The 21,255-nt window shown below is 66.3% G+C and carries 17 protein-coding genes; 6 read left to right on the top strand and 11 right to left on the bottom strand.

Annotation, left to right across the window (positions count from 1 at the left end):
• Entirely contained in the window at positions 1-2,148 is a 2,148-nt protein-coding gene (locus ABZ789_RS03335; RefSeq protein WP_358418855.1) for a S9 family peptidase, read from the top strand.
• A gap of 4 nt (positions 2,149-2,152) precedes the next feature.
• Here the strand turns inward: ABZ789_RS03335 and ABZ789_RS03330 are convergent, their stop codons facing one another.
• Both ABZ789_RS03330 and ABZ789_RS03325 read right to left on the bottom strand, forming a co-directional pair.
• Complete coding sequence (locus ABZ789_RS03330; RefSeq protein ID WP_358418852.1) at positions 2,153-2,845, bottom strand: response regulator; 693 nt, start codon at positions 2,843-2,845, stop codon at positions 2,153-2,155.
• Entirely contained in the window at positions 2,842-4,395 is a 1,554-nt protein-coding gene (locus tag ABZ789_RS03325; protein WP_358418849.1) for a sensor histidine kinase, read from the bottom strand. The genes ABZ789_RS03330 and ABZ789_RS03325 overlap by 4 nt, the downstream gene beginning before the upstream one ends.
• Positions 4,396-4,655: 260 nt before the next feature.
• Here ABZ789_RS03325 and ABZ789_RS03320 point away from each other — a divergent pair, with 260 nt between their 5' ends.
• Positions 4,656-6,017: a cation:dicarboxylase symporter family transporter gene (locus ABZ789_RS03320; RefSeq protein ID WP_358418846.1), complete on the top strand. Its 1,362-nt coding sequence runs from the start codon at positions 4,656-4,658 to the stop codon at positions 6,015-6,017.
• Positions 6,018-6,089: 72 nt separating this feature from the next.
• Here ABZ789_RS03320 and ABZ789_RS03315 read toward each other — a convergent pair whose 3' ends face one another.
• The 8 genes from ABZ789_RS03315 to ABZ789_RS03280 form a co-directional block, all read right to left on the bottom strand.
• Positions 6,090-6,959 (bottom strand): fumarylacetoacetate hydrolase family protein, encoded by an 870-nt coding sequence (locus ABZ789_RS03315; protein WP_358418843.1) that lies wholly within the window; start codon positions 6,957-6,959, stop codon positions 6,090-6,092.
• A gap of 28 nt (positions 6,960-6,987) precedes the next feature.
• Positions 6,988-8,367: an MmgE/PrpD family protein gene (locus ABZ789_RS03310; RefSeq protein WP_358418840.1), complete on the bottom strand. Its 1,380-nt coding sequence runs from the start codon at positions 8,365-8,367 to the stop codon at positions 6,988-6,990.
• Between the two features lie 37 nt (positions 8,368-8,404).
• Entirely contained in the window at positions 8,405-9,751 is a 1,347-nt protein-coding gene (locus ABZ789_RS03305; protein ID WP_358418837.1) for an MFS transporter, read from the bottom strand.
• 105 nt (positions 9,752-9,856) lie between these two features.
• Positions 9,857-11,107: a flavin reductase family protein gene (locus ABZ789_RS03300; protein WP_358418834.1), complete on the bottom strand. Its 1,251-nt coding sequence runs from the start codon at positions 11,105-11,107 to the stop codon at positions 9,857-9,859.
• Positions 11,100-12,374, bottom strand: coding sequence for an MFS transporter (locus ABZ789_RS03295; protein ID WP_358418831.1), 1,275 nt, complete (start codon positions 12,372-12,374; stop codon positions 11,100-11,102). The genes ABZ789_RS03300 and ABZ789_RS03295 overlap by 8 nt, the downstream gene beginning before the upstream one ends.
• An 81-nt stretch (positions 12,375-12,455) precedes the next feature.
• Complete coding sequence (locus ABZ789_RS03290) at positions 12,456-13,700, bottom strand: acyl-CoA dehydrogenase family protein (RefSeq protein ID WP_358418828.1); 1,245 nt, start codon at positions 13,698-13,700, stop codon at positions 12,456-12,458.
• Between the two features lie 39 nt (positions 13,701-13,739).
• On the bottom strand, positions 13,740-14,741 hold the full coding sequence (locus ABZ789_RS03285) for an alpha/beta hydrolase (RefSeq protein WP_358418825.1): 1,002 nt from the start codon (positions 14,739-14,741) through the stop codon (positions 13,740-13,742).
• A gap of 106 nt (positions 14,742-14,847) precedes the next feature.
• Positions 14,848-15,708, bottom strand: a complete 861-nt coding sequence (locus tag ABZ789_RS03280) for a VOC family protein (protein ID WP_358418822.1) — start codon at positions 15,706-15,708, stop codon at positions 14,848-14,850.
• A 201-nt stretch (positions 15,709-15,909) separates the two neighbouring features.
• Here ABZ789_RS03280 and ABZ789_RS03275 point away from each other — a divergent pair, with 201 nt between their 5' ends.
• From ABZ789_RS03275 to bluB, 4 genes are all read left to right on the top strand, one after another.
• Entirely contained in the window at positions 15,910-16,761 is an 852-nt protein-coding gene (locus ABZ789_RS03275) for a hypothetical protein (protein WP_358418819.1), read from the top strand.
• A gap of 79 nt (positions 16,762-16,840) precedes the next feature.
• Positions 16,841-17,695 (top strand): IclR family transcriptional regulator, encoded by an 855-nt coding sequence (locus ABZ789_RS03270; protein ID WP_358418817.1) that lies wholly within the window; start codon positions 16,841-16,843, stop codon positions 17,693-17,695.
• A gap of 182 nt (positions 17,696-17,877) precedes the next feature.
• Entirely contained in the window at positions 17,878-18,372 is a 495-nt protein-coding gene (locus tag ABZ789_RS03265; RefSeq protein ID WP_358418814.1) for a glutathione peroxidase, read from the top strand.
• A gap of 6 nt (positions 18,373-18,378) precedes the next feature.
• Positions 18,379-19,038, top strand: a complete 660-nt coding sequence (gene bluB, locus ABZ789_RS03260) for a 5,6-dimethylbenzimidazole synthase (RefSeq protein ID WP_358418812.1) — start codon at positions 18,379-18,381, stop codon at positions 19,036-19,038.
• Positions 19,039-19,083: 45 nt separating this feature from the next.
• Here the strand turns inward: bluB and ABZ789_RS03255 are convergent, their stop codons facing one another.
• Positions 19,084-21,210, bottom strand: a complete 2,127-nt coding sequence (locus tag ABZ789_RS03255; RefSeq protein ID WP_358418809.1) for an FAD-dependent oxidoreductase — start codon at positions 21,208-21,210, stop codon at positions 19,084-19,086.
• Positions 21,211-21,255: the final 45 nt, after the last annotated feature.

Here is a 21,255-nt window from a genome sequence, read left to right as displayed (position 1 = left end):
ATGACCTCCTCGAAGCTCACTCCGCCGGTCGCCGAGAAGGTGCCGCTCGAGCGCACCCATCACGGGCACACCTTCGTCGACGACTACGAATGGCTGCGCGACAAGAACGACCCCGAGGTCGTCGCCTACCTCGAAGCGGAGAACTCGTACACCGAGGCGCAGACGGAGCATCTCGCTCCGCTGCGTGAGGCGATCTTCGAGGAGATCAAGTCGCGCACTCAGGAAACCGACATGTCGGTTCCCACCCGGATGGGCGACTGGTGGTATTACGCGCGCACCGTCGAGGGCAAGCAGTACGCGATCCAGTGCCGCTGTCCCGTCACCGACGCGCACGACTGGACACCACCGAACGTCGCACCGGGAGTCGAACTGCCCGGCGAACAGGTCCTGCTCGACGGCAACGCCGAGGCGGAAGGCCACGACTTCTTCTCGCTCGGGGCGTTCTCGATCAGCCATGACGGCACGCTGCTGGCGTACTCGACCGACGTGGTGGGCGACGAGAGGTACACCCTGCGGATCAAGGACCTCACCACCGGCGAGATGCGGCCGGACGAGATCCCGGGTACCGCGCCGGGCGCCACGTGGGCCCTCGACCACAGTCACGTCTTCTATCAGACGGTCGACGAGTCGTGGCGACCCGACACCGTCTGGCGGCACGAGCTCGGCACCGCCGTCGAAGAGGACGTGAAGGTCTTCCACGAACCCGACGAGCGGTACTGGGTGGCGATCGGTTCGACCCGCAGTGAGAAGTACCTGATGATCTGGGCCGGTTCCAAGATCACCACCGAGGGCTGGGTGCTCGAATCCGACAACCCCACCGGGGAATTCCGCGTGATCCTGCCCCGTCGTGAAGGCGTGGAGTACGGCGCCGAGCATGCGGTGATCGCCGGCGAGGACCGATTCCTGATCCTGCACAACGATGTCGATCCCGCGACGGGGGAGAAGGCCGAGAACTTCGTGCTCGCCGAAGCTCCCGTCGACAACCCCTCCGCGCTGCGCACCCTGATCGAGCATCGGCACGACGTGCGTCTCGAGGACGTCGAGGCGTTCGAAGGACACCTCGTGCTCGGCTACCGCCGCGAGGCGCTCACCCGGCTCGCGGTGTGGCCGCTGACCGACGAGGGATACGGGGAACTCACCGAACTCGAGTTCGACGAAGAACTCTTCGCTGTCGGCCCGGGTGCGAATCCGGAATGGGGACAGCCCACCTTGCGTCTCGGGTACACCTCGTTCATCACCCCGAGCCGGGTCTACGACTACACCGTGAGCACGGGCGAGCTGAAGCTGCTCAAGTCGCAGCCCGTGCTCGGTGATTTCGATCCGTCCCTCTACGAGCAGCGCCGCGGATGGGCCACCGCCGAGGACGGTACGAAGATTCCGCTGTCGATCGTGGCGCGCAAGGGAACTCCCGCGAATGCACCGACGCTGCTGTACGGCTACGGCTCGTACGAGGCGAGCATCGATCCGGCATTTTCCGTCGCCCGATTGTCACTGCTCGACCGCGGCATGGTGTTCGTCGTCGCCCACGTGCGCGGTGGCGGCGAGATGGGGCGGCACTGGTACGAGAACGGCAAGTCGCTCACGAAGAAGAACACCTTCACGGATTTCGTGGCCTGCGCGCGGTACCTGATCGACACCGGTGTCACGAGCGCGGACAAGCTCGTCGCCGACGGCGGCAGTGCCGGTGGACTGCTGATGGGTGCTGTCGCGAACCTCGCGCCGGAGTTGTTCGCAGGCATCCTGGCGAACGTCCCCTTCGTCGATCCGCTCACCTCGATCCTGGATCCGTCTCTACCGCTCACGGTGATCGAGTGGGACGAGTGGGGTAACCCGCTCGAGGATCCCGAAGTGTACGAGTACATGCGCTCGTACAGCCCTTACGAGAACGTCGAGGCCAAGGACTATCCGGCGATCCTCGCGATCACGAGCATCAACGACACCCGCGTGCTCTACGTCGAACCTGCCAAGTGGGTCGCCAAACTCCGCGCCACGAAGACCGGGGATGCGCCGCTGCTGCTCAAGACCGAGATGAGTGCGGGACACGGCGGGGTGTCGGGGCGCTACGAGAAGTGGCGTGAGGTGGCATTCGAGTTCGCGTGGGTCCTCGAGACCTCGGGCGCCTATCGAGCAGAGTTCTCCGCGCAGTAGCCGGTCACCTCTTCAGGACGTAGCGGACCTGGGGACGTCCGGCCCGGCCGTACTCGGTGATCCGGGAGGCGGCTCCGTCGTCGGCGAGGCGTTCGAGATAGCGCCACGCCGTCACGCGTGAGACTCCCACGGCCGCCCCGACCTCTGCGGCGCTCCGGGGGCTGTCCGTCGTGCGGAGATATCCCGCGACGCGGGCGAGGGTCGCGGGGGAGATGCCCTTGGGAGTCGAGGGCCGGGAGTTGCTGGTGCGCAGGGCCGACATGGCGCGATCGATGTCGTGCTGGCCCGTGGCGGTCTCCGCATCGCGCAATGCCCAGCGATAGGCGAGGTACTGCTCGAGTTTGTCCTGCAGTGCCGCGAAGGTGAAGGGCTTGAGCAGATAGAGCACCACACCGCGCGAGACCGCCGTACGGACGACCTCGAGTTCGCGGTTCGAGGTGACGGCGATGATGTCCGGACTCGGCCGGCCGGCACTCAGGCGCGCAGCGACCTCCAGTCCGCTCATGTCGGGAAGTCCGATGTCGAGTAGCACCAGATCGATCGGCGCTCCGTTCCGTGCAGCCGCCGCGACCGCCCGCAGGGCGTCGGAAGCTGTGTGTGCGACGGCCGCGACCTCGAATCCGTCCACCCTTCCGATGTACTCGCGGTGAGCATCGGCGATGAGCGGCTCGTCCTCGACGATCAGAACCCGGATCACGGTCGGCTCCCGAGAGGGATCTCGGCGACCACCATCGCCCCCAGCGACGGTTCGGTGCGCAGAGTACCCCCGTGACGTGCCACGACCTGGGCGACCAGCGCGAGACCGAGACCGCGTTGTTCCGATTTCGTCGAGTACCCGCGCTGCATGGCCTGAGTGAGCGTGTCGGGGGACATGCCGGGCCCGCTGTCGGCGACCTCGACGAACATCGACGAATCGTCCTGGCGCACGGTCACCTCCACCCACGGTTCATCCGCCGACTGGGAGGCGTCGATTGCGTTGTCGATCAGATTTCCCACGAGGGTGACAAGGTCGCGCGCCGGGATCGACGGGACCGGACCCAGTTCCGTCTCCTCTGTGACGGTCAGGTCCACATCCCGTTCCGCTGCTTGTTCGATCTTGCCGAGCAGCAGCGCCGCGAGCGCCGGTTCGTGGACGGCGGTCGTCAGCCTGTCGATCAGGTGCTGGGATACTTCGAGTTCCTCGGTGGCGAAAGCAACCGCCTCGTCGGTCCTTCCGAGTTCGACCATGGTGATGATGGTGTGCAAGCGGTTCGCAGATTCGTGTGCCTGCGCCCGCAGCGACTCGGTGAACCCACGCACCGACTCGAGTTCGCCCAGGACACTGCGCAATTCGGTGTGATCGCGAAGAGTGACGACGGTGCCGATACGCCGCCGGTTCCACCGCACCGCATCGCTGTTCACGACGAGGATCCGCTCCTCGGTCAGGTGCACCTCGTCACGTACCTCGCCGGCGTCGGCGAGATCACGCACCGTCGCAGGCAATTCGTCGAAGGTGACCGCCTCGGTGGGATCCAGTCCGAGCAGCCGCCGGGCCTCGTCGTTGACGATGTCGACGCGCGGGGAACCGTTGGCAGTGCCGAAAACCAGCAGTCCTTCGCCGATCGAGTGCAGGACGGCGTCGTGGTGTTCGTACATGCGCCGTAGCTGATCGGGATTCAGTCCGAGGGTCTGGCGGCGCAGCCGACGGGCGATCAGAAGACCACCGGCGGCGGTGACCACGAGTCCTGCCGCCACGAGGCCGACGATGCCCGGCAGGCTCCGGACGAAGTTCTCTGCGATCCTCTGCCGGGTCACTCCCGCCGATACGAACCCCACGAGCTCGCCACCGTCGTCGTAGACCGGAGCAATGGTCCGGATCGACGGTCCGAGGCTGCCCGTGTACGTCTCGCTGAATGGCCGGCCGGCCCGCGCCTGCTCGGTGTGACCCGTGTACGGGCGCCCGATCTGCTCCGGAATCGGATGTGTCACACGGATTCCGTCCAGATCAACGATCACGACGAAATCCACCCCCGTCGCCTCACGTATCCGTTCGGCGCGAGCTTGCAGGGCAGCGGTGGGATCGGGCGCGAGCAACCCCTCGGCAACCTCCGGGAACGCGGCGGCGGTCACTGCGACGTCCGTCACGGCGCGCCGGGTCGCGTCGTCGGTTTCCCGGCGTTCGTCGACGACGATGAGGACACCGGCCACGATCGCTACCACGGTGAACACCACGAGTTGAAGGACGAGCAATTGGCCCGCCACGCTCATCGGCGGCCTCGTCTCGCCACGGTTCACCCTTCACCTCCTGTGAACACTATGTACACAAACTTCCCTCGCAGTGGCCGGACCACCACCATTTCTCTCGGTGACGTGATGCCGGTCACCGGCCGGGCGTGAGGGGTACCAGCCGAGGCCCGGCATCGCCCACCGAACCGCGGTCGGTGCCCGAGTCCTTGCCGGTGCACCGCCGCGTCCGCCATCCGTGACCACCGCGCGTACGAGCGGCGCGCATGATCGAAGGGCACACCATGAGCACCACAACCGTGCGGGGCGAGAAGCGCCGCGACCGCACCCACTGGTTGTACGTCGGCGTCATCGTCGCCGTTGTCGCCGGCGTCGTCGTCGGATGGCTCTTTCCCGAGACCGGTAAGTCGCTCGGGATTCTCGGCAGCATGTTCGTCGACCTGATCAAGATGATGATCAGCCCGGTCATCTTCTGCACCATCGTGCTGGGTATCGGATCGGTGCGCGCAGCGGCGAGCGTCGGGAGAATCGGCGGACTTGCCATGATCTACTTCGTGGGTATGTCCACCGTCGCTCTCGCGATCGGTCTCGGTGTCGGTAACCTGATCGACCCGGGTTCGGGCCTGACGCTGGACCCCGCGAACGTCGGTTCGGGAGAGGAACTCGCCGAGAAGGCACACGCCGCCGGCGGCACCGCCGACTTCATCGCCTCGATCATCCCCACCTCGCTGCTGTCCGCGCTCACCGACGGCAGCGTGCTGCAGACCCTCTTCGTGGCGTTGCTCGTCGGGTTCGCCATCCAGGGCATCGGCAAGTCGGGTGAACCGCTGCTGCGCGGCGTCGCGCACTTGCAGAAGCTCGTGTTCCGCATCCTGACGATGATCCTGTGGCTCGCTCCGATCGGCGCGTTCGGCGCCATCGCCAACGTGGTCGGCCAGACCGGCCTGAGCGCGGTCCTGCAGCTCGGTGTGCTGATGATCGCGTTCTACCTCACGTGCGTCGTGTTCGTCTTCGGTGTCCTCGGAGCCCTGTTGCGCGCGGTCGCAGGCGTCTCGGTGTTCAAGCTCGTGAAGTACCTCGCCCGCGAGTACCTCCTCATCTTCGCCACCTCGTCGTCCGAGTCCGCACTGCCGCGTCTGATCGCCAAGATGGAGCATCTCGGCGTGCAGCGCACGACGGTTGGCGTGGTTGTGCCCACCGGCTACTCGTTCAACCTCGACGGCACCGCGATCTACCTGACGATGGCAGCGCTGTTCGTCTCCGACGCGATGGGCAGCCCGCTGAACCTGGGTGAGCAGCTCTCGCTCCTGCTGTTCATGATCGTCGCCTCGAAGGGTGCGGCCGGAGTCACCGGTGCGGGCCTGGCGACGCTGGCCGGTGGTCTGCAGAGCCATCGTCCCGACCTGCTCGACGGGGTCGGCCTGATCGTCGGTATCGATCGATTCATGTCCGAGGCGCGGGCGGTCACCAACTTCTCCGGCAACGCCGTCGCGACCCTGCTCATCGGGACGTGGACGCGTTCGGTGGACAAGGAACGCGTCGACGAGGTGCTCAGCGGACGGTTGCCCTTCGACGAGAGCATGATGACCGACGACCACGTCCCTGCTCCTCGCGAGCCGGCGACGCTCGAGAAGGTCTCCGTCTGATCCGGCACCCGCTACGACAATGGCTGTCCGCTACGGAAACCTCCGTAGCGGACAGCCATTTCTGCAGCGACGCTACGGGCGGGCGTCGACGAAGCGCTGGTGCAGCTCACCGATGCCTTCGATCCAGCTGTCGAGCCGCTCACCGGCGCGCAGATAACGCTGCGGGTCGCGGCCCATACCCACCCCGGCGGGTGTTCCGGTGAAGATCACGTCGCCCGGGTACAGGGTGACGTTCTGCGACAACTCGGCGACCAGCGCGGGGACCGAGAAGATCATCTCCCGCGTGCGGGCCTTCTGGACCTCCTCGCCGTCGATCGCGCATCCGAGTTCGAGATCGTCCGGATCGGCGAACTCGTCGGGGGTGACGAGCCACGGACCCTGCGGGGCGAAACCGGGATACGACTTGGCGAGACCGAACTGAGGCGCCGGCCCGCGCAGCTGCGCGACGCGTTCGGAGATGTCCTGCCCCGCCGTCAGACCGGCGACGTACGACCACGCGCCGGCCGCGTCGACACCGTGTGCTTCCCGGCCGATCACGGCGACGAGCTCGATCTCCCAATCCACGTTGCCGCCGGGCGGGATCGTGACCTCGGTGTCGGGGCCGGTGAACGCCGAGACGTACTTGGTGAACACGGGCGGCAGGTGTGTGGGCGCTTCGAACCCGGATTCGGCGGCGTGGTCGTCGTAGTTCAACCCGACCGCGAAGACCTGACGCGGGGTCGGGGAGGGCGCGCCGAGTCGGTTGCGGTCGATCGCCGTCGCAGCGTCGTGGTCGGCGTCCACTTCCACTGCCCACGCCCGCACCTGGTCCCACGACGCGTAGATCGAGGCGAGGTCCGGCCCGAACCGGCCGTCGGAGGCGGTGGCGATATCGACGGCCTGCTCGCCGCCGGGGTCGCCTACTACCAGGACGGCACGGTTGTCGAGGTTGGCGATGCGCATGGGTCTCTCCTCGAGGGACTGGAAGGTGTTACCGGGCGTGGGGCCCGAACAGTTCGGACAGATCGATTCGATCATCCGAGGTCAAGATCGCGCGCACTCGGGACAGCGCGGTATCGGCGAACTTCCCGAAACCTGCATGTCGCAGATTCGCCACGAACTTGGCGTCGATGTCGGTGCGGTCGGCGGGCACCCCGCGAGGGTCACCCCACGGATGGTCGATACGGTCCACGTGGGTCCGTCCATCGCCCGTTCGTATCTCGAGATGTGCCGCAGTCAACGGGAACGATGTCTGGGCTGCAGGCCGGAGACGGACGAGGCGCGCGATTCGAAGAACCTCCGGGTCGTTTCGGAACGGGTCGTCGAAATGGGCGGGTACCGGTCGGCCTCGTACCAACGCGTTCGCAGTCTGGAACTGAAACCCGAACAGGGACGCCGGCCGGGACACCTGTGCGTCCTCCACCGGAAGGTCCAGGGGCGAGCCGGTATGGTGCGGATGGACGGTGAGGGTGATCTCCTGGATGCTGCCAGGATCGGCGACCTCGCGGAGATTCCTGGCGACGTCGATCGGACCGTGCGTGAATCGGCAACCCGGATAAGGCTTGACGATCCGATCGCCGAAGTACACCTCACCGAGTCCGGCCGTCACCGACGACTCGTCAGGGAGCCCTGTGCCATACGTGCAGAACAGGCCGAAGCGACCGTCCAGTGCACCATCGCCACCTGAATAACCGTGCCGGACGAGATCGGCGGCCTCGATACCGTCTCGCGCGGCAAGTCCCTGCACGAAGGTGAACGCATCACTGTGCTCATCGATGGCCTGGAAGGTTCCCGATACCTGCTGGAGCACCAGTCCCCACGCTCGCACCAATTCGTCTGCACTCAGGTTCCACAGCCGAGCGGCGATGACGGCCGAAGCGAACCGGTTGATCAGCCCAGGGTTGTCCCATCCGGTCCCGGGGACGAACTCGAGTGCTTTGCTGATCCGTGCTGCCACGTCGTCGGCGACTACGAGGGCCTCGAGCATCGCCCGTACCGAGGCGCCGCAGTCCTCGGCCAAGGCAACGGCCACGGGGACGGTCGTCTCCGAGATATGGGACCAGATCGGTGACGCCCCGTCGAATGGGGTCAGGGGGCCGAAATCGTAGGCCCGGGCGAGAAGCGCATTGGCGTAGGAGGCCGCGGCAGGCCCTACCTTTCCTTCCTGGAGCGCGACGGAGGACCGCCCGGGTGCGGAGTTCCGGGTGACGAGTGCTGCAGCTCGGCGGGTCGAACCGACTCGTGTGCCTGCGATCATACAGCCCAGCGTGTCGACGACGCGATCGAGGAGACACTGATCGTGCGGAGACTCGAACGCGGCATGGGGGGTCGCTTCGACGGCGTGGGATGCCAAGGTGCGTGCGAGATTCATGGTGGAGGACCTCCTGATGGCTCAGCTGCCCGGGGCCCTATTTGGAGACCAGATCGTTCGACGCAGCGACTGGGCCGCCGATTGCGGACTCCTCACGCTGCTGGATCCGGCCCAGGATCACGATGCACACGGTGCCGACCGCCAGCGGCATCGCCATCAGGTAGAAGAGGTTGCCTGCGGTCCAGCCGCTCTCCAGTAGGAAGCCGGTGCCGATCGGGGAAATGATCGAGACCAGCCGGCCGACGCCGACCATCCAACCGACACCTGTGCCGCGCAGTGATGCGGGGTAGACCGTCGGGCCCACGGCGTAGAAGCCGGCGACCGAACCGACCGCGACGATGCCGAGGAAGATGCCGAGCGTGATCGCGAGCCACCCGACGCCGAAGGCCGCACCGTAGACGGCGTATCCGATCGCACCGAAACCGAGCGTGGTCATCAGGATGTTGCGCGGAATCCACCGGAACGCTGCGGCGGCGAACAACAGGCTGCCGATGATGCCGCCGAGATTGAGGACGGTGCCGACGGTGGTGCCGCTCTGTACGTCTCCGGTGGATTCGGCCACCAGTTTGGGGATCCAGGAGTTCGCGAAGTAGTAGGCAGCCATCAGGCAGGCGTAACCGAGCCAAAGCGCGAGGGTCTTGATGCCCGTCGTACCGGTGAAGATGGCACCGAGGCGCGCGTTGTGGCGATCCGCAGCGTTCTGCTCCGGCAGCTCCTTCAGTGCCGGATGGTCCATCTTGCCGAGCATCGAGTTGATACGTTCGAGGGCGTTCTTCGGGCGACGCGCAACGAGGAAGTCGATCGACTCGGGCAGCGCGACCCAAGCGAGGACGAGCAGAGCCACACTCAGAACGGTGCCGACGACGAACAGGTTCTTCCAGTCTGCAGGGTCGAACAGACCGGCCACCACACCGGCGAGAGCAGCACCGATGGGGAAACCGGTGGCGTAGATGCCCACAACGGTGCCGCGTCGCTTCTCCGAGGCGAACTCGGAGACGTACGCGTTGAGCTGGGACATGGCACCGATGCCGAGGCCGGTGATCACACGCGCGACGATCATCGTGGCGACGTTGGGACTGATCACCGCGAGCACCATGCCCACCACGACCATGCTCATCGACACGATGGTGAGAGTTCGGCGTCCGTACCGGTCACCGAACGGGCTGAACAGGATCGCGCCGGCGGCCATACCGAAGAGGCTGCCGCTGAGAACGACCCCGAGAGTGCCGGAGCCGACACCCCATTCGTCCGACATCGGCTTCGCGGCGAACGACATCACCGCGATCTCGAATCCGTCGAGAATGATCAATGCGAGTGCTATCGCGATCGCACGGATCTGGAGGGGAGTCATTTTCGACGCCCTGATGTCAGCCAACACATCCATCGTTGATTCCTTCACTTCGGTCGCGCTCGAGGAGTGAAGCTCCGAGCTGAGTCGACACCACGCCAGGTGGCAGCAGTCACATACTGCAGCTGATGGAGACTGTGATCACAGTCGACGGTGCCACAGGGTGGCATCGTCGGCCGGTGATTCGCAACGAGATTCCGACGGTTGCCGCAGGGCGATCTCGACGACTGTCGCCGACTGCTCGATTCGATGAATGTACTCGAGTATCTCTGCGCCCGAAGTGTTCTCGGACAGCCTGGACAGTCGCAGGACCATGACGACATCACCCTCCGGGTCGTGGACGGGCACGGACAGCTGGAGAGGCGTGTAGGTCGCGGCGGGATCGATCTCCGCCGGCTCGTGGTGGACGGACATCCGCTGCAGTGCATCGATGAGTCTCTGCTCGTTCTCCGGCGTACGGTCCGGTGTGCTGAAGGCGTCGACGAGTTCGTCGAGCGTGTGGGTGTCCAGCTCTCCTGACAGCGTCACGGACCATCCGCGTTCCCGGACGCGTTGCAGCTGGATCTCCGCTGCCTCCCGGATCCCCGGCGACCGGCGTGGGACGCGATCGAGCCACTCCTCGCACGACGGAGCGCCGCGGTGACCGACCATGAGGGAGCCGAGCGGTGGGATGAAAGGGAGGCGGGTTCCGGGCATCGTCGAGTGGCTCGCCCCGTCGGCGCTTGCTGTTGCCACGAAGGCGAATTCGTCACCGAGAGGTGCGAGCAGGCTGACCTCCACACCGAGTTCGGTGGCGAGAAGTTCCATCTCCTGACGCCCACGTTCAGCCGTGCGTATGGCGGCGGCGAGGGAACGGTAGTCCGAGGCCATCAACGACCCCGGTGTGAACCGGCCGTAACCCCGCTGGAAGAACAACAGTGGCAGGCAGTTCCGTTCGGTCGCCAAGTCCCGCACCGCACCTAGGACGAAGTAATGGTCACCGGCGTCGATCACCTCCGACCACTCGCATTCGATCCACGCCGTCGTCCCCTCGAGAATCGGTGCACCGGTGGGTGACTCACGCCAGTCGACGCCGTCGAACTTGTTCTCCCGCCGCATGAACGCCCCGCAGATGTGCTCCTGGTCGGCAGCCATGATGTTGACGCAGAAGGTCCGGGACTCGCGCAGCGCGGCGAAGGTATAAGACGACTTCATCGGCATGAACGACACCAGCGGCGGATCCATCGACACGGAGTTGAACGTCCCGACCACCATGCCGAGCGGCGTGCCGTCGGCTGCGCGTCCGGTGACGATGGCGACACCGGTGGGGTAGCTGCCCAGGACGTGCCGCATGTGCTGGGGGTCTATGGGCGCGGTGGCCGGAAGGGAGGCGAGCGTGGTTGCTTCAGGCATCTGACGTAGTCCTTTCGGGGACCGGGGTGGACGGAACAGGGACGATCTCGGCAGGATCGTCGAGACGGGACAGTCGCAGGCCGCGCGGTCCGAAGCGTAGGGCCACAGCTGCGACGACCAGTAGCACCGCAGCGATCCCGACGGTGGGACGGAGGCCGATCAGGTCGGCGATCGCGCCCTGCAGAGCAGCTCCGACTGCCACCGAGCCGGTGTAGACCATCACGCTCAGCGACAGCACCCGACCCCGTATGTGGTCGGCGACGAGCACCTGCACGGTGCTCTGCCCGATGGTGAGCGCGAGGAGGAAAAAGATGCCCACGCCGACGGTGGCGGCGGTGGCCGTGGCCGTCGTCGGCGCGATACCGAAGAGTGCCAGCGTGATTCCGAAACCGATGAAGGCGACAAGGGCGACGGTCGATCGGCCGATGCGGCGCAGTGCACGTCCCAACAGGGGTACGCCGGCCATGGTGCCGATGCCGAGCCCCAGATTGAGGGCGGCCAGACCCAGCTCACCGCTGTCGAAGACGTCCTCGGAGAACGTGATCACGTGCTGGAAGATCGGCATCCCCAGAGTGCCCGTTACGAGGACGACGGTCATCGCGGTGAGGATGCCGGGGGCGGACCGGGTGTAGCGCAGACCCTCCACGAACCCTCCGCTCTTCTTCGTGGCTCGCGTGGCGGGGGCGGGTGCGTTGACTGGTTTGGCAACGACTAGCGCCACGACGACGGAGAGCACCATGACGAAGGTAACCGCGAACGCAACCGCCGGACCCCACCGGTACAGGACTACACCGGCAGCCGCGGGTCCGAACGACCGCGCGAGATTGAATTGGATCGTGTTCAGCGACGCAGCAGAGGCCAACGAGCCGCGCGGCGCGTAGTCGTTGGTCAGTGCCTGCCAGCTCGGCATCGACACGCCCTGCGCGATGCCGGTGAGCACGGCGAGGGTGAGTAGTAGCCACGGCGAGTGCCAGTTCGCGAGCCAGCACACGCAGATGGCCAGCGCCACCACGGAACGGATCAGCTGCATCCACAACACGAGCAGGCGCCGGTCGACTCGGTCGGCGATCGCACCCGCGTAGGGCCCGAGGATCATGATCGGCACGAACTGCGCCGCGGTGGCCAGGCCGACCCACGCGGCCGAACCCGTGATCTGGAAGAGCACGAAGGGGACGGCCAACGACTGGAACCATCCACCTGTGTTGGTGAGGAAAGCGCCGGTCAGAAAGACCGCGAAGCCGCGGTCTCGCAGAGCTTCGAACATCATGTGCTCTTCCTTTCTTCCGGTACGGGATCGAGGTGACGAGAAGGCGCGACCGGGGTCCCGGTCGCGCCTCCCGAACGCGTATCAGCTGTAGAGCCTGGCGGAGCGCTGGCGGGCGCCGGCGCGGTCGGAGTCGCTGAGCAGGAAGGCGGCTGCGGCCGGGTTGCCCATCTCGAGGTTCGCGGCGGTCGCGGCGGCGAAATCGGTGTTCTGCGTGAAGTGCTGGCGAGCCACGATCAGGTCGCGGTAGATGCGGGAGAGCGGGTTCGCCTCGTGCACGACGCTGGCTGACATCGACGGCATGAGCTGCTGCGGCACATTCAGCGCGGCCTCCGCGGTGCGCGCCATGTCGTAGATCCCGCGGGATGCTTCGAGATCGCCGGGGATCTCGAAATTCTCGGCCTGCTCGAAGCCTCTGCGCAGCCACCGCAGTGCGGTTTCCTGCTGGTCGGACAGGCGCACGCGTACATCGTTCATGCGCAGCAGTTCCACGCGGTCCTCGCTCAGCTTCTGGTTGTCGAAGCGGCGGGTGAACTTCTTCAACTGGGCGACGTACTCGTCGTAGAACGCCCAGGCGGCCCCGAGGGCGGGAGCACCGGCGACGAGGTTGTAGAGGTAGCCCTGCGGGATGCGATAGAGCGGGTTGACGTTGCGCTTCAGACCGGGACCGGCCTGGGCCAGCAGGATCTGACGGTCGAGCACGCGGTGCGCCGGCACGAAGACGTTCTTCAGCGATACCGAGCGCGAACCGGTGCCGCGCATGCCGAGCACGAACCAGTCGTCGATGATCTCGGCCTCCGACAGAGGCACGACGAAGTTGTGCATGATCGGCGTGCCGTCGACCTCGACCGACGCGCCGAGGATCACCCACTGCGCGTGCGTGACACCGGAGGACGACTTCCACGATCCGTCGAGGATGTAGCCGCCCTCGACAGGGGTCGCCTTGCCGTGTGGCGCGTAGGACGACGAGAGCAGGGTGGTCGGATCGTCGAGGAACAGTTCGTCCTGCAGCTGTTCCGTCATGTGCGAGACCTCCCAGTTGTGGACACCCAGGAGCATGAGGACCCAGCCGGTCGAGGTGCAGGACTTGGACACCTCGATGACCGCCTCGACGAAGTCCGCCGGGTGGGCCTCCTCACCGCCGTACCGGGTGGGCTGCAGCGCCCGGGTCAGGCCGCAGTCGATCATCGCCTGCACGGCTTCGGGAGCCACAGTGCGCTGCTGGTCGTTCTGCACGGCGTACTCGGCGACAACCGGTGCGATGTGCCGGGCACGCTCGACGAGCGACAGATCGGTGGTGGTGACGGGGGGTTCGGCATAGGTGGTCATCGGGGCTCCTTCTACGAGATGGGCGAAGAGGTGTTGGGGTCAGCGCGCGGACAGGGCGTCGGCGGGCACGTCGACCAGATCTGATCGGGGGGCGCGGCGGGTCGAGATGCCGGCGGCCTGCGCGGTCTCCCACGAGACCTTGCCGTCGCGGAAGAACTCGAGGAAGACCTGGTTGTGCAGCTCGGGGCGGTCGGTCTGGCCCTGGTGGCCGGTGTTCTCCGGGTAGAAGAACTGCACCTTCGGCAGTGCGTCCTCCTGCAGGTGGGCGGCCTCGACCGCGTAGAGCACGTCCTTGTCGCCGAACATCGCGATTCCCGGGATGGAGATGTGGTCGAGCCGGCCCGTGGTGGTGAGGCGGATCAGGTCGTCGGGGTCGGTCGGGCGCAGGACCCTACCCATATTGAGGTCGTAGTACGCCTGGTTGCGATTCGCGGCCGCCGTGCGCATCGTGACCAGTTCGTCGGTGACCCCGGACGGGTCGACGACCATCGACTCGATCATCGCGCGCATCATCGTTTCGGAACCGTCGTAGGTGCCGCCGCTACCGGGCAACGGGCCGTTCTTCTCCCGGTTGTCCACCGCGCGCATCTCGTCGCGGGAGACGAGGTCGCCGATCATGCCGGCGATCACTGCGAACCGCTCGACGCGCTCCGGATGGGCGACAACGTAATTGACGGTGGTCTGGCAACCCATCGAATTGCCGCCGAGGCAGAAGGTGTCGAGCGCGACGGCGTTGACGAAATCCTGCAGGAAGTCGACCTGGCCGCCCTGGCCGTACGCGTAGAACCGTCCGGGGTCCTCCGTCAGACCGAAGCCGGGGAAGTCGGGGCAGTAGACGCGGAAACCGTGGGCGCCGAGGAAGGGGGCCATGTAACGGAATCCGGCCGAGCCGGAGCTACCGGGGATGCCACCGTGGAGCAGGACCACGGAGGGGCCGCTCTCGCCGGAGGTCGAATAGTGGGCCTTGACGCCCGTCTGCAGCCGGACGTAGCGACTGAGCAGTCCCGGAACGTGAATCTCCTGATCGTCGGTCAACGACACGGTGTCCTCCTCGGTGTTGCGTGCATCACTTCGTGAGCAGCAGTGTGTGACGGGTTCTCGGATACGGGGTCGGGGCCTCGCCGGACGGGTTCGACAGGACGGTCCGTCAGCCGACGCGCTGATGTCCCCAGAAATGGGCGGCGTTCCACCGGCCGGGAACCCAGGTGTCCTCGTCGATCTCGAGGCCGCCGTAGCCGTACTCCATCTCCCAGCCGGACGGGGTTTTGACGTAGTACGAGATCATCTCGTCGTTGGTGTGCTTACCAAGCGTGGCGCCCAGTGGCGCAGCTCCCTCGAGAATCCGGTCGTAGGCGCGTCCGACTGTGTCGAGGTCGTCGACCTGCACCATGAGATGGCCAAGGCGCGGCCCGAAACCGGGACGGTGGGCGAAGGCCACCGAGTGGTGGCGGGGATTGCAGTGCAGGAAGGTGCCCGGGTCCGGACCGATGTCGATGTAGTCGCTCAGTCCGAGACCCAGGATGTCCATGTAGAGCTCGCGGAACGGAGCCGACTCGCTGACCGCGAACATCACGTGGCCGATGCCCATGCCGTCGGTGACGAAGCGCGCGCCGGTCGGCGACACGAACGGCGTCGACTCGCGGTGCTGGCCGTAGTAGACCTCGATGCCGTGGCCGTCCGGATCGGTAAATGCCAGGTAGTCGGTCACCTGGCGGTAGGCGGCTTCCTCGGAGCTCGCGCGGTGGGTGGAGTAGCCGTGGTCGATCAGCAACTTTTCCAGAGCTTCGATGTCCTCGGGTCCCCGGACCTCCCAGCCGACGGCGTCGATGTGTTCGACCTCGCCGCGGTGGAGATCGATTCGCCAGGCCCGCTCGTCGAGCCGGAGCTTGAGCCTGTCGTCGGTGTGTTCGACGATCTGCATTCCGTGGACGTCTGCGGCGAAGACCTTCCAGGCTTCGATGTCCCTCACGGTCGCGACCAGGTAGCCGAATGCGCGGACCCGTCCCATCTTTCCTCCTGATTGCCTGCGTCCTGTGGACCGACCACCTGCCCTCCCGGGGCAGATCGTGTCCGGCGGTGGATGACAGAGTGGCCCCGGTCATACCGGGTGGCACGGATCGTGTGCCACGGCGTGAAACTGTCGTGGAGTTCCGTCAGGTGGCACCGTCGGATTGCGCAGAGATCCCGTGTGATCTGCACCATGAGCGCTATGACCACACTCTCCCCGGCCCCGTGGGACGAAGCCCCCAAACTGGCGGCGTTGGGCATGGTTGCCAACATGCTGTTCAATGCCGGGCTGACCGGCCGCCCGGCCCGGGCCGCCGACGCAGTGCTGGCGCCGTACGCCGAGCAGGGCGCCGAGTACGTGGCGGTCACCAATTTCCGGCGAGGTGTCGAGGAAGGATGCCGAGTGGCGGGCCGGGGGGTGACCGTGATCGACACCCCTGACGGCGAGGTGGCGGTCGGCGGCTACTACTTCGGCGGTTCGGTGCATGCCACGGGCACTGGTATCCCCGACACCCTCCTCGTCCGGCCGCAGGTCTCCGCGACACTCGCGCTGCGGGTCGGACGGAAGATCGACCGGCCGGACGCGACGGTCGCGGAGATCCTCGGGGCCGTGGAAGGCGTGCATGCGGCGCTGGTCGTCCGTTGCCCACGGGTCGGTGGACCCGCAGGACCGTCGGTCCTCGAGTGCATCGCGGACAACGCTCACGCCGGACACGTCGCCATCTCCGACACCTGGATCGCACCGTCCGGCACCGACCTGGCAGAAACCGTCCTCGACGTCGAGGTGGGTGACGCCAGGGCGTCGTACTGTCCGCATCCGTCCGCGTCGCTGCATTTGGTTTCGGTGCTGCGTCGATCGGTGGAGCTGTTCGGGCCGGTGTCCGTCGGGGAAGTGCTCGTCCTCCCGGAAACCGGTCCGGCACACGAACTCGGCCCGGGAGCCAGGGCAGTGCTGCGTTCAACCGTCTTCGGGACCGTGGCGGTCGTGCGAGCAGAAGCGGAGTACGAGGTGGGTTTCGAGCCCCTGACCCACGCACACGGCCACCAGGGGTGAATTCCTTACCGTGCCCATGGGTGTGGTTGACTTCGAAAATCGGGGGTGACCGTCGTCATAAGGTGAAAGGCAGTGAACCGTGAGTTCCGGAAACCCTCAGGAATCGGCTGTCAATGTCAAGCCGAGCATCGCTGTCGGTCGTGCACTGTCGCTGCTCGACGCGTTCCTCGCCGCCGGGCACACCATGAGCTTGACCGAACTGGCCCAGCGCACCTCGCTGCCGAAATCGACGGCCTTCCGCATCCTCGGTCAGCTGACTGCGAGCGGACACGTCATCCGCAACGGCAACCAGTACCGTCTCGGAATCAAGATGTTCGAGCTGGGCAACCACTTCGTCCACAGTCGTCCGACCGGCCTCAAGGAAGTCGCCGCACCCCTGCTCGGCGACCTGTTCCTGCACGTCGGCGCCACTGTGGGACTGTCCGTCCTCGAATCGTGGGAGGTCATCCTCATCGATCAGATCACGAGTTCGCGTAACCGGATCGTCACTCCCGTCGTCGGGGGCCGAGCACCGGCTCTGAGCACCGCGTCAGGCAAGGCACTCGCCGCCTTCCTCGACGCCGAGAACCGTGAGAAGGCGATCGCCCATCACCTCCTTCAGGAACCGCGCTCGAGCCGTACCGTCCGGCACGCGGGCCGGTTGCAGTCGCAGCTCGTCGAGGTGCGCGAGAACGGGCATTCCTGGGCCTGCGACGAATTCAGCGTGGGGATGAGTGCGGTCGCATCGCCGGTGCTCGTCAACGGCCGCCCGATCGCCGCGGTGAGTGTCTCGGCGGCGACCGGTCGCCTCGACAGGACGAAGGCCGCGGCAGCGGTCCTGCGCACCTCCCGACTGATCGCCACACAGTTCATCCGGGCCCGTGAGCTTGCGCAGGATTACAGCACGGAAGAACTGCAGTGGGATATCGAGGACGAGTTCGATCGAGTCTCCTGAACGGCGCTCGTTCACCCACGATCCCTACGTGAGCCCACGAAGTTTCCCTCGGGCGCTCCCGTTCCCGGAAAAGGGGGCGGATGAGCAGTTCCGGAAGCGGGCTCACAGGCCCACAAGCTTCCGGGGACAAGGATGTAGCGCCGCTGTTCGGAGCGTGATCGAGCACACGCTAGTTTGGAAGCATGACCACGCCTTTGCAGGACATCTCGATCAACACCCTTTCGGGGGAACCCACGAATCTCGGTGCGTACGAGGGCCATGCGGTTCTCGTCGTCAACGTCGCGTCGAAGTGCGGACTGACGCCGCAGTACACGGCCCTCGAGCAACTCGCGCAGGACTACCGCGACCGCGGTCTGTTCGTCATCGGAGTACCGTGCAACCAGTTCATGGGCCAGGAACCCGGTACGCCGGAGGAGATCCAGGAGTTCTGCTCCACCACCTACGGCGTGACCTTCCCGCTGCTCGAGAAGATCGAGGTCAACGGCGAGAACCGGCATCCGCTCTACGCCGAGCTCACGCAACACCCCGACGCGAGCGGCGAGGCGGGCGACATCCAGTGGAACTTCGAGAAGTTCCTCATCGCCCCTGACGGCACCGTCGTGAACCGATTCCGTCCCCGCACCGAACCTGATGCACCCGAGGTCATCGATGCCATCGAAGCGGTCCTGCCGGCCTGAGACGACATGTTCAGCACCGAAGCGCGAGAAGCGCTGTACGACATCATCCGTATGCGTCGCGACGTGCGTGCCGAGTTCAGCGGTGAGCGACTCGACGAGGACGTACTGACGCGGATCCTGCAGGCTGCCCATCACGCACCCAGCGTCGGGAACACGCAGCCCTGGGATTTCGTCGTCGTACAGGACCGAGGGCGTCTGTCGCAGTTCGCGGAGCACGTCGCCGGCTGCCGGAAGGCGTTCGCCGACTCGCTCCCCGAAGACCGCAAGAGCACCTTCGATCCCATCAAGGTCGAAGGCATCGTCGAATCGGGTACCGGAATCGTCGTCACCTACGACCCCGAACGCGGCGGCAAGCACATTCTCGGCCGTCACACCATCGACGAATCGGGTCTCTTCTCGGCCGTGCTGGCAATCCAGAATCTCTGGCTCGCCGCTACGGCCGAAGGTCTCGGCGTGGGCTGGGTGTCGTTCTACGAGGAGGACTTCCTCGCAGATTTCGTCGGAGTGAGCCGTCCGGTGCGACCCATCGCATGGCTGTGCGTCGGTCCTGTCACGCGGCTGCAGGAAGTACCCGACCTCGAACGCTTCGGGTGGCGCCGGGGCCGGCCACTCGAAGACGCCGTACATCGCGACAGATTCGTGAGCACGGGCGTCCGCGACGCCTGACCTCGTGGGGTCGCGACCGGCACAGCTCGGTCGCGACCTCCGGGGTCACAGCTCGGTCGCGACCTTCCATGCCGAGTGGATAGCGCCCTCGATGTAGTCGACCCGGCCCGCGTCGCCGACGATGCGGACGTCGACGCCGGATCCTGCGAGCTCGTCGGCGAGTGGAGTAGCCGCCGACACACCGGACGCGACGACGACCATGCGGGCGCGTACCGACTTGGTCTCCCCACCCACCGTGAATTCCACTGTCTTCGAAGTGATTCGCTCGACGGTGGCGTTGCGATGCACCTCGAGTCCCACTTCGCGGGCATGTTTGACGGCAGTCCACCTGCGCGGCATCGCCATCGGGACCCCGAGTTGCTGTCCCTCGGCGAGCAGCGTCACACGGCTGCCCCGCTCGGCCATGAACTCGGCGAGTTCGAGCCCGACGAGTGTCCCGCCGATGACGACGACATCCTTGGCCATCGGCAGAAACCGCAGGTACCTCCGGCTCAGGGTGCGGATTCTCTCCGGACTCGTGGTGATGCCCGCGAGCTTGCCCAGACGACCCATCAGGCGCAGAACCGGAGACTGATCCGAGACGTCACCCGCACCCGTCATGAGCGCGCGCATACTGTCGCCGGTGTGCACGTGCGGCAGGTCGCCTCCGGGTACGGCCGGTCGTTCCCGCACTGCGCCGGTCGCGACGACCACCACGTCCGGATCCAGGGCGCGCACCGATGCCGCGGTGGCCTCGGTGCCGAGCCGGACGTCGATGCCGAGGCGGGTGGTCTCGGCGGTCAGCCACTTCAGCAGACGCTCGTTGTCGGGGGTGGTGAGGGTCGAGAACCACAGCGTCCCGCCGAGCCGGTCGGCCTTGTCGAGGACGGTGACGCGATGCCCGCGTTCGGTCGCGACCCGTGCGGCTTCGAGGCCTCCCGGTCCGGCTCCGACGACCACGACATGCTTCGACGTGGTGCTGCGTACGAACGGCACGAGAGTCTCGTTGCCCAACGCCGGATTGACCGCGCAGATCGGCGTGGCGTCCCAGAAGTTCTCCTGCACACAGACGTAGCAGTTGATGCACGGGCGGATCTGCTCGGTGCGCCCCTCCTGCAGTTTGGCGACCAGAGCGGGATCTGCCAGCAACTGCCGGCCCATGGCGACGAAATCGGTGGCACCCTCGGCGATCATCCGCTCGCCGACCTCCGGGAGCATGCGGCCGACGGTGATGACCGGGATCGACACCGCGCGTTTGATGACAGCGGCGTTGTGGGTGTAGAAGCCGACCTTGTCTGGCAGCGGGCCGTCGGTGAAGTTCGCGAAGGCGTTCAGCGCGGTCCCAGTGACGTGGAGGGCGTCGGCACCTGCTTGCTCGAACAGTACTGCGGCAGCGGAAGATTCCTCGACGGTCAGCCCGTTCGTCTCACCGTATTCTTCTCCTGCGAGCCGCACGATGACGGCGAGTCGGTCGCCCACTGCATCCTTGACCGCGCGGATCACCTCGCAAGTCAATCGGGCGCGGTTCTCCAGCGACCCGCCGTACTCGTCGGTGCGCTGATTGGTGTACCGGCTGAGGAAGGCGCCGAGGACGTAGTTGTGAGCTGCGTGGATCTCCACGGCGTCGGCTCCGGCGGTGGCGACCCGGCCGGCGGCCTCGGCGAACATCCGCACGAGCCACTCGATGTCGCTCTCGGTGGCCTCGTTGTAGGTGGCCTGCCTGCCGCCCTGGATGGCGGCCATACGCTGTAGTTCCTCGGGTGTGCAGTCGGCCATCGCGCTCATGTCGCTCGGTGGCTTCGGGGTGCTCGGCACGAGCTGCGGCCGGCCCTGCAGCGTGTCGATGCGTGCGACCTTGCCGTGGTGGACCATCTGCACGCACAGTTTGCTGCCGGCTTCGTGAACGGCGTCTGCGAGAGCGCGCAGCCCGGGGATGAAGCGGTCCTCGGACAAACCGGGTTCCTTCGTGCTCGCGCATCCGGCCGGATAGGCGACCGCGCAGCACCCGGTGATGATCAGTCCCGTGCCCCCGGCGGCGCGCGCGACGAAATGGTCGATGTCGCCCTGCTCGATCTCCCCGTCCTCGCAGAGGTTCATGTCCATGGCGGGCATCACCACCCGGTTGTCCAGGGCGATGGGACCGATGGTGCCGGGGGAGAGGAGGCGCGTATACGTCTGGTTCAGGACTGCCACGCCCGGACGCTATGCCCACCCGAATGTGTCGGCCGACACAGTCCC

Origin of the sequence: Rhodococcus sp. NPDC047139, assembly GCF_040643435.1 — a bacterium.
Classification (GTDB): domain Bacteria; phylum Actinomycetota; class Actinomycetes; order Mycobacteriales; family Mycobacteriaceae; genus Rhodococcus.
This window is presented reverse-complemented; position numbering and strand designations above follow the sequence as displayed.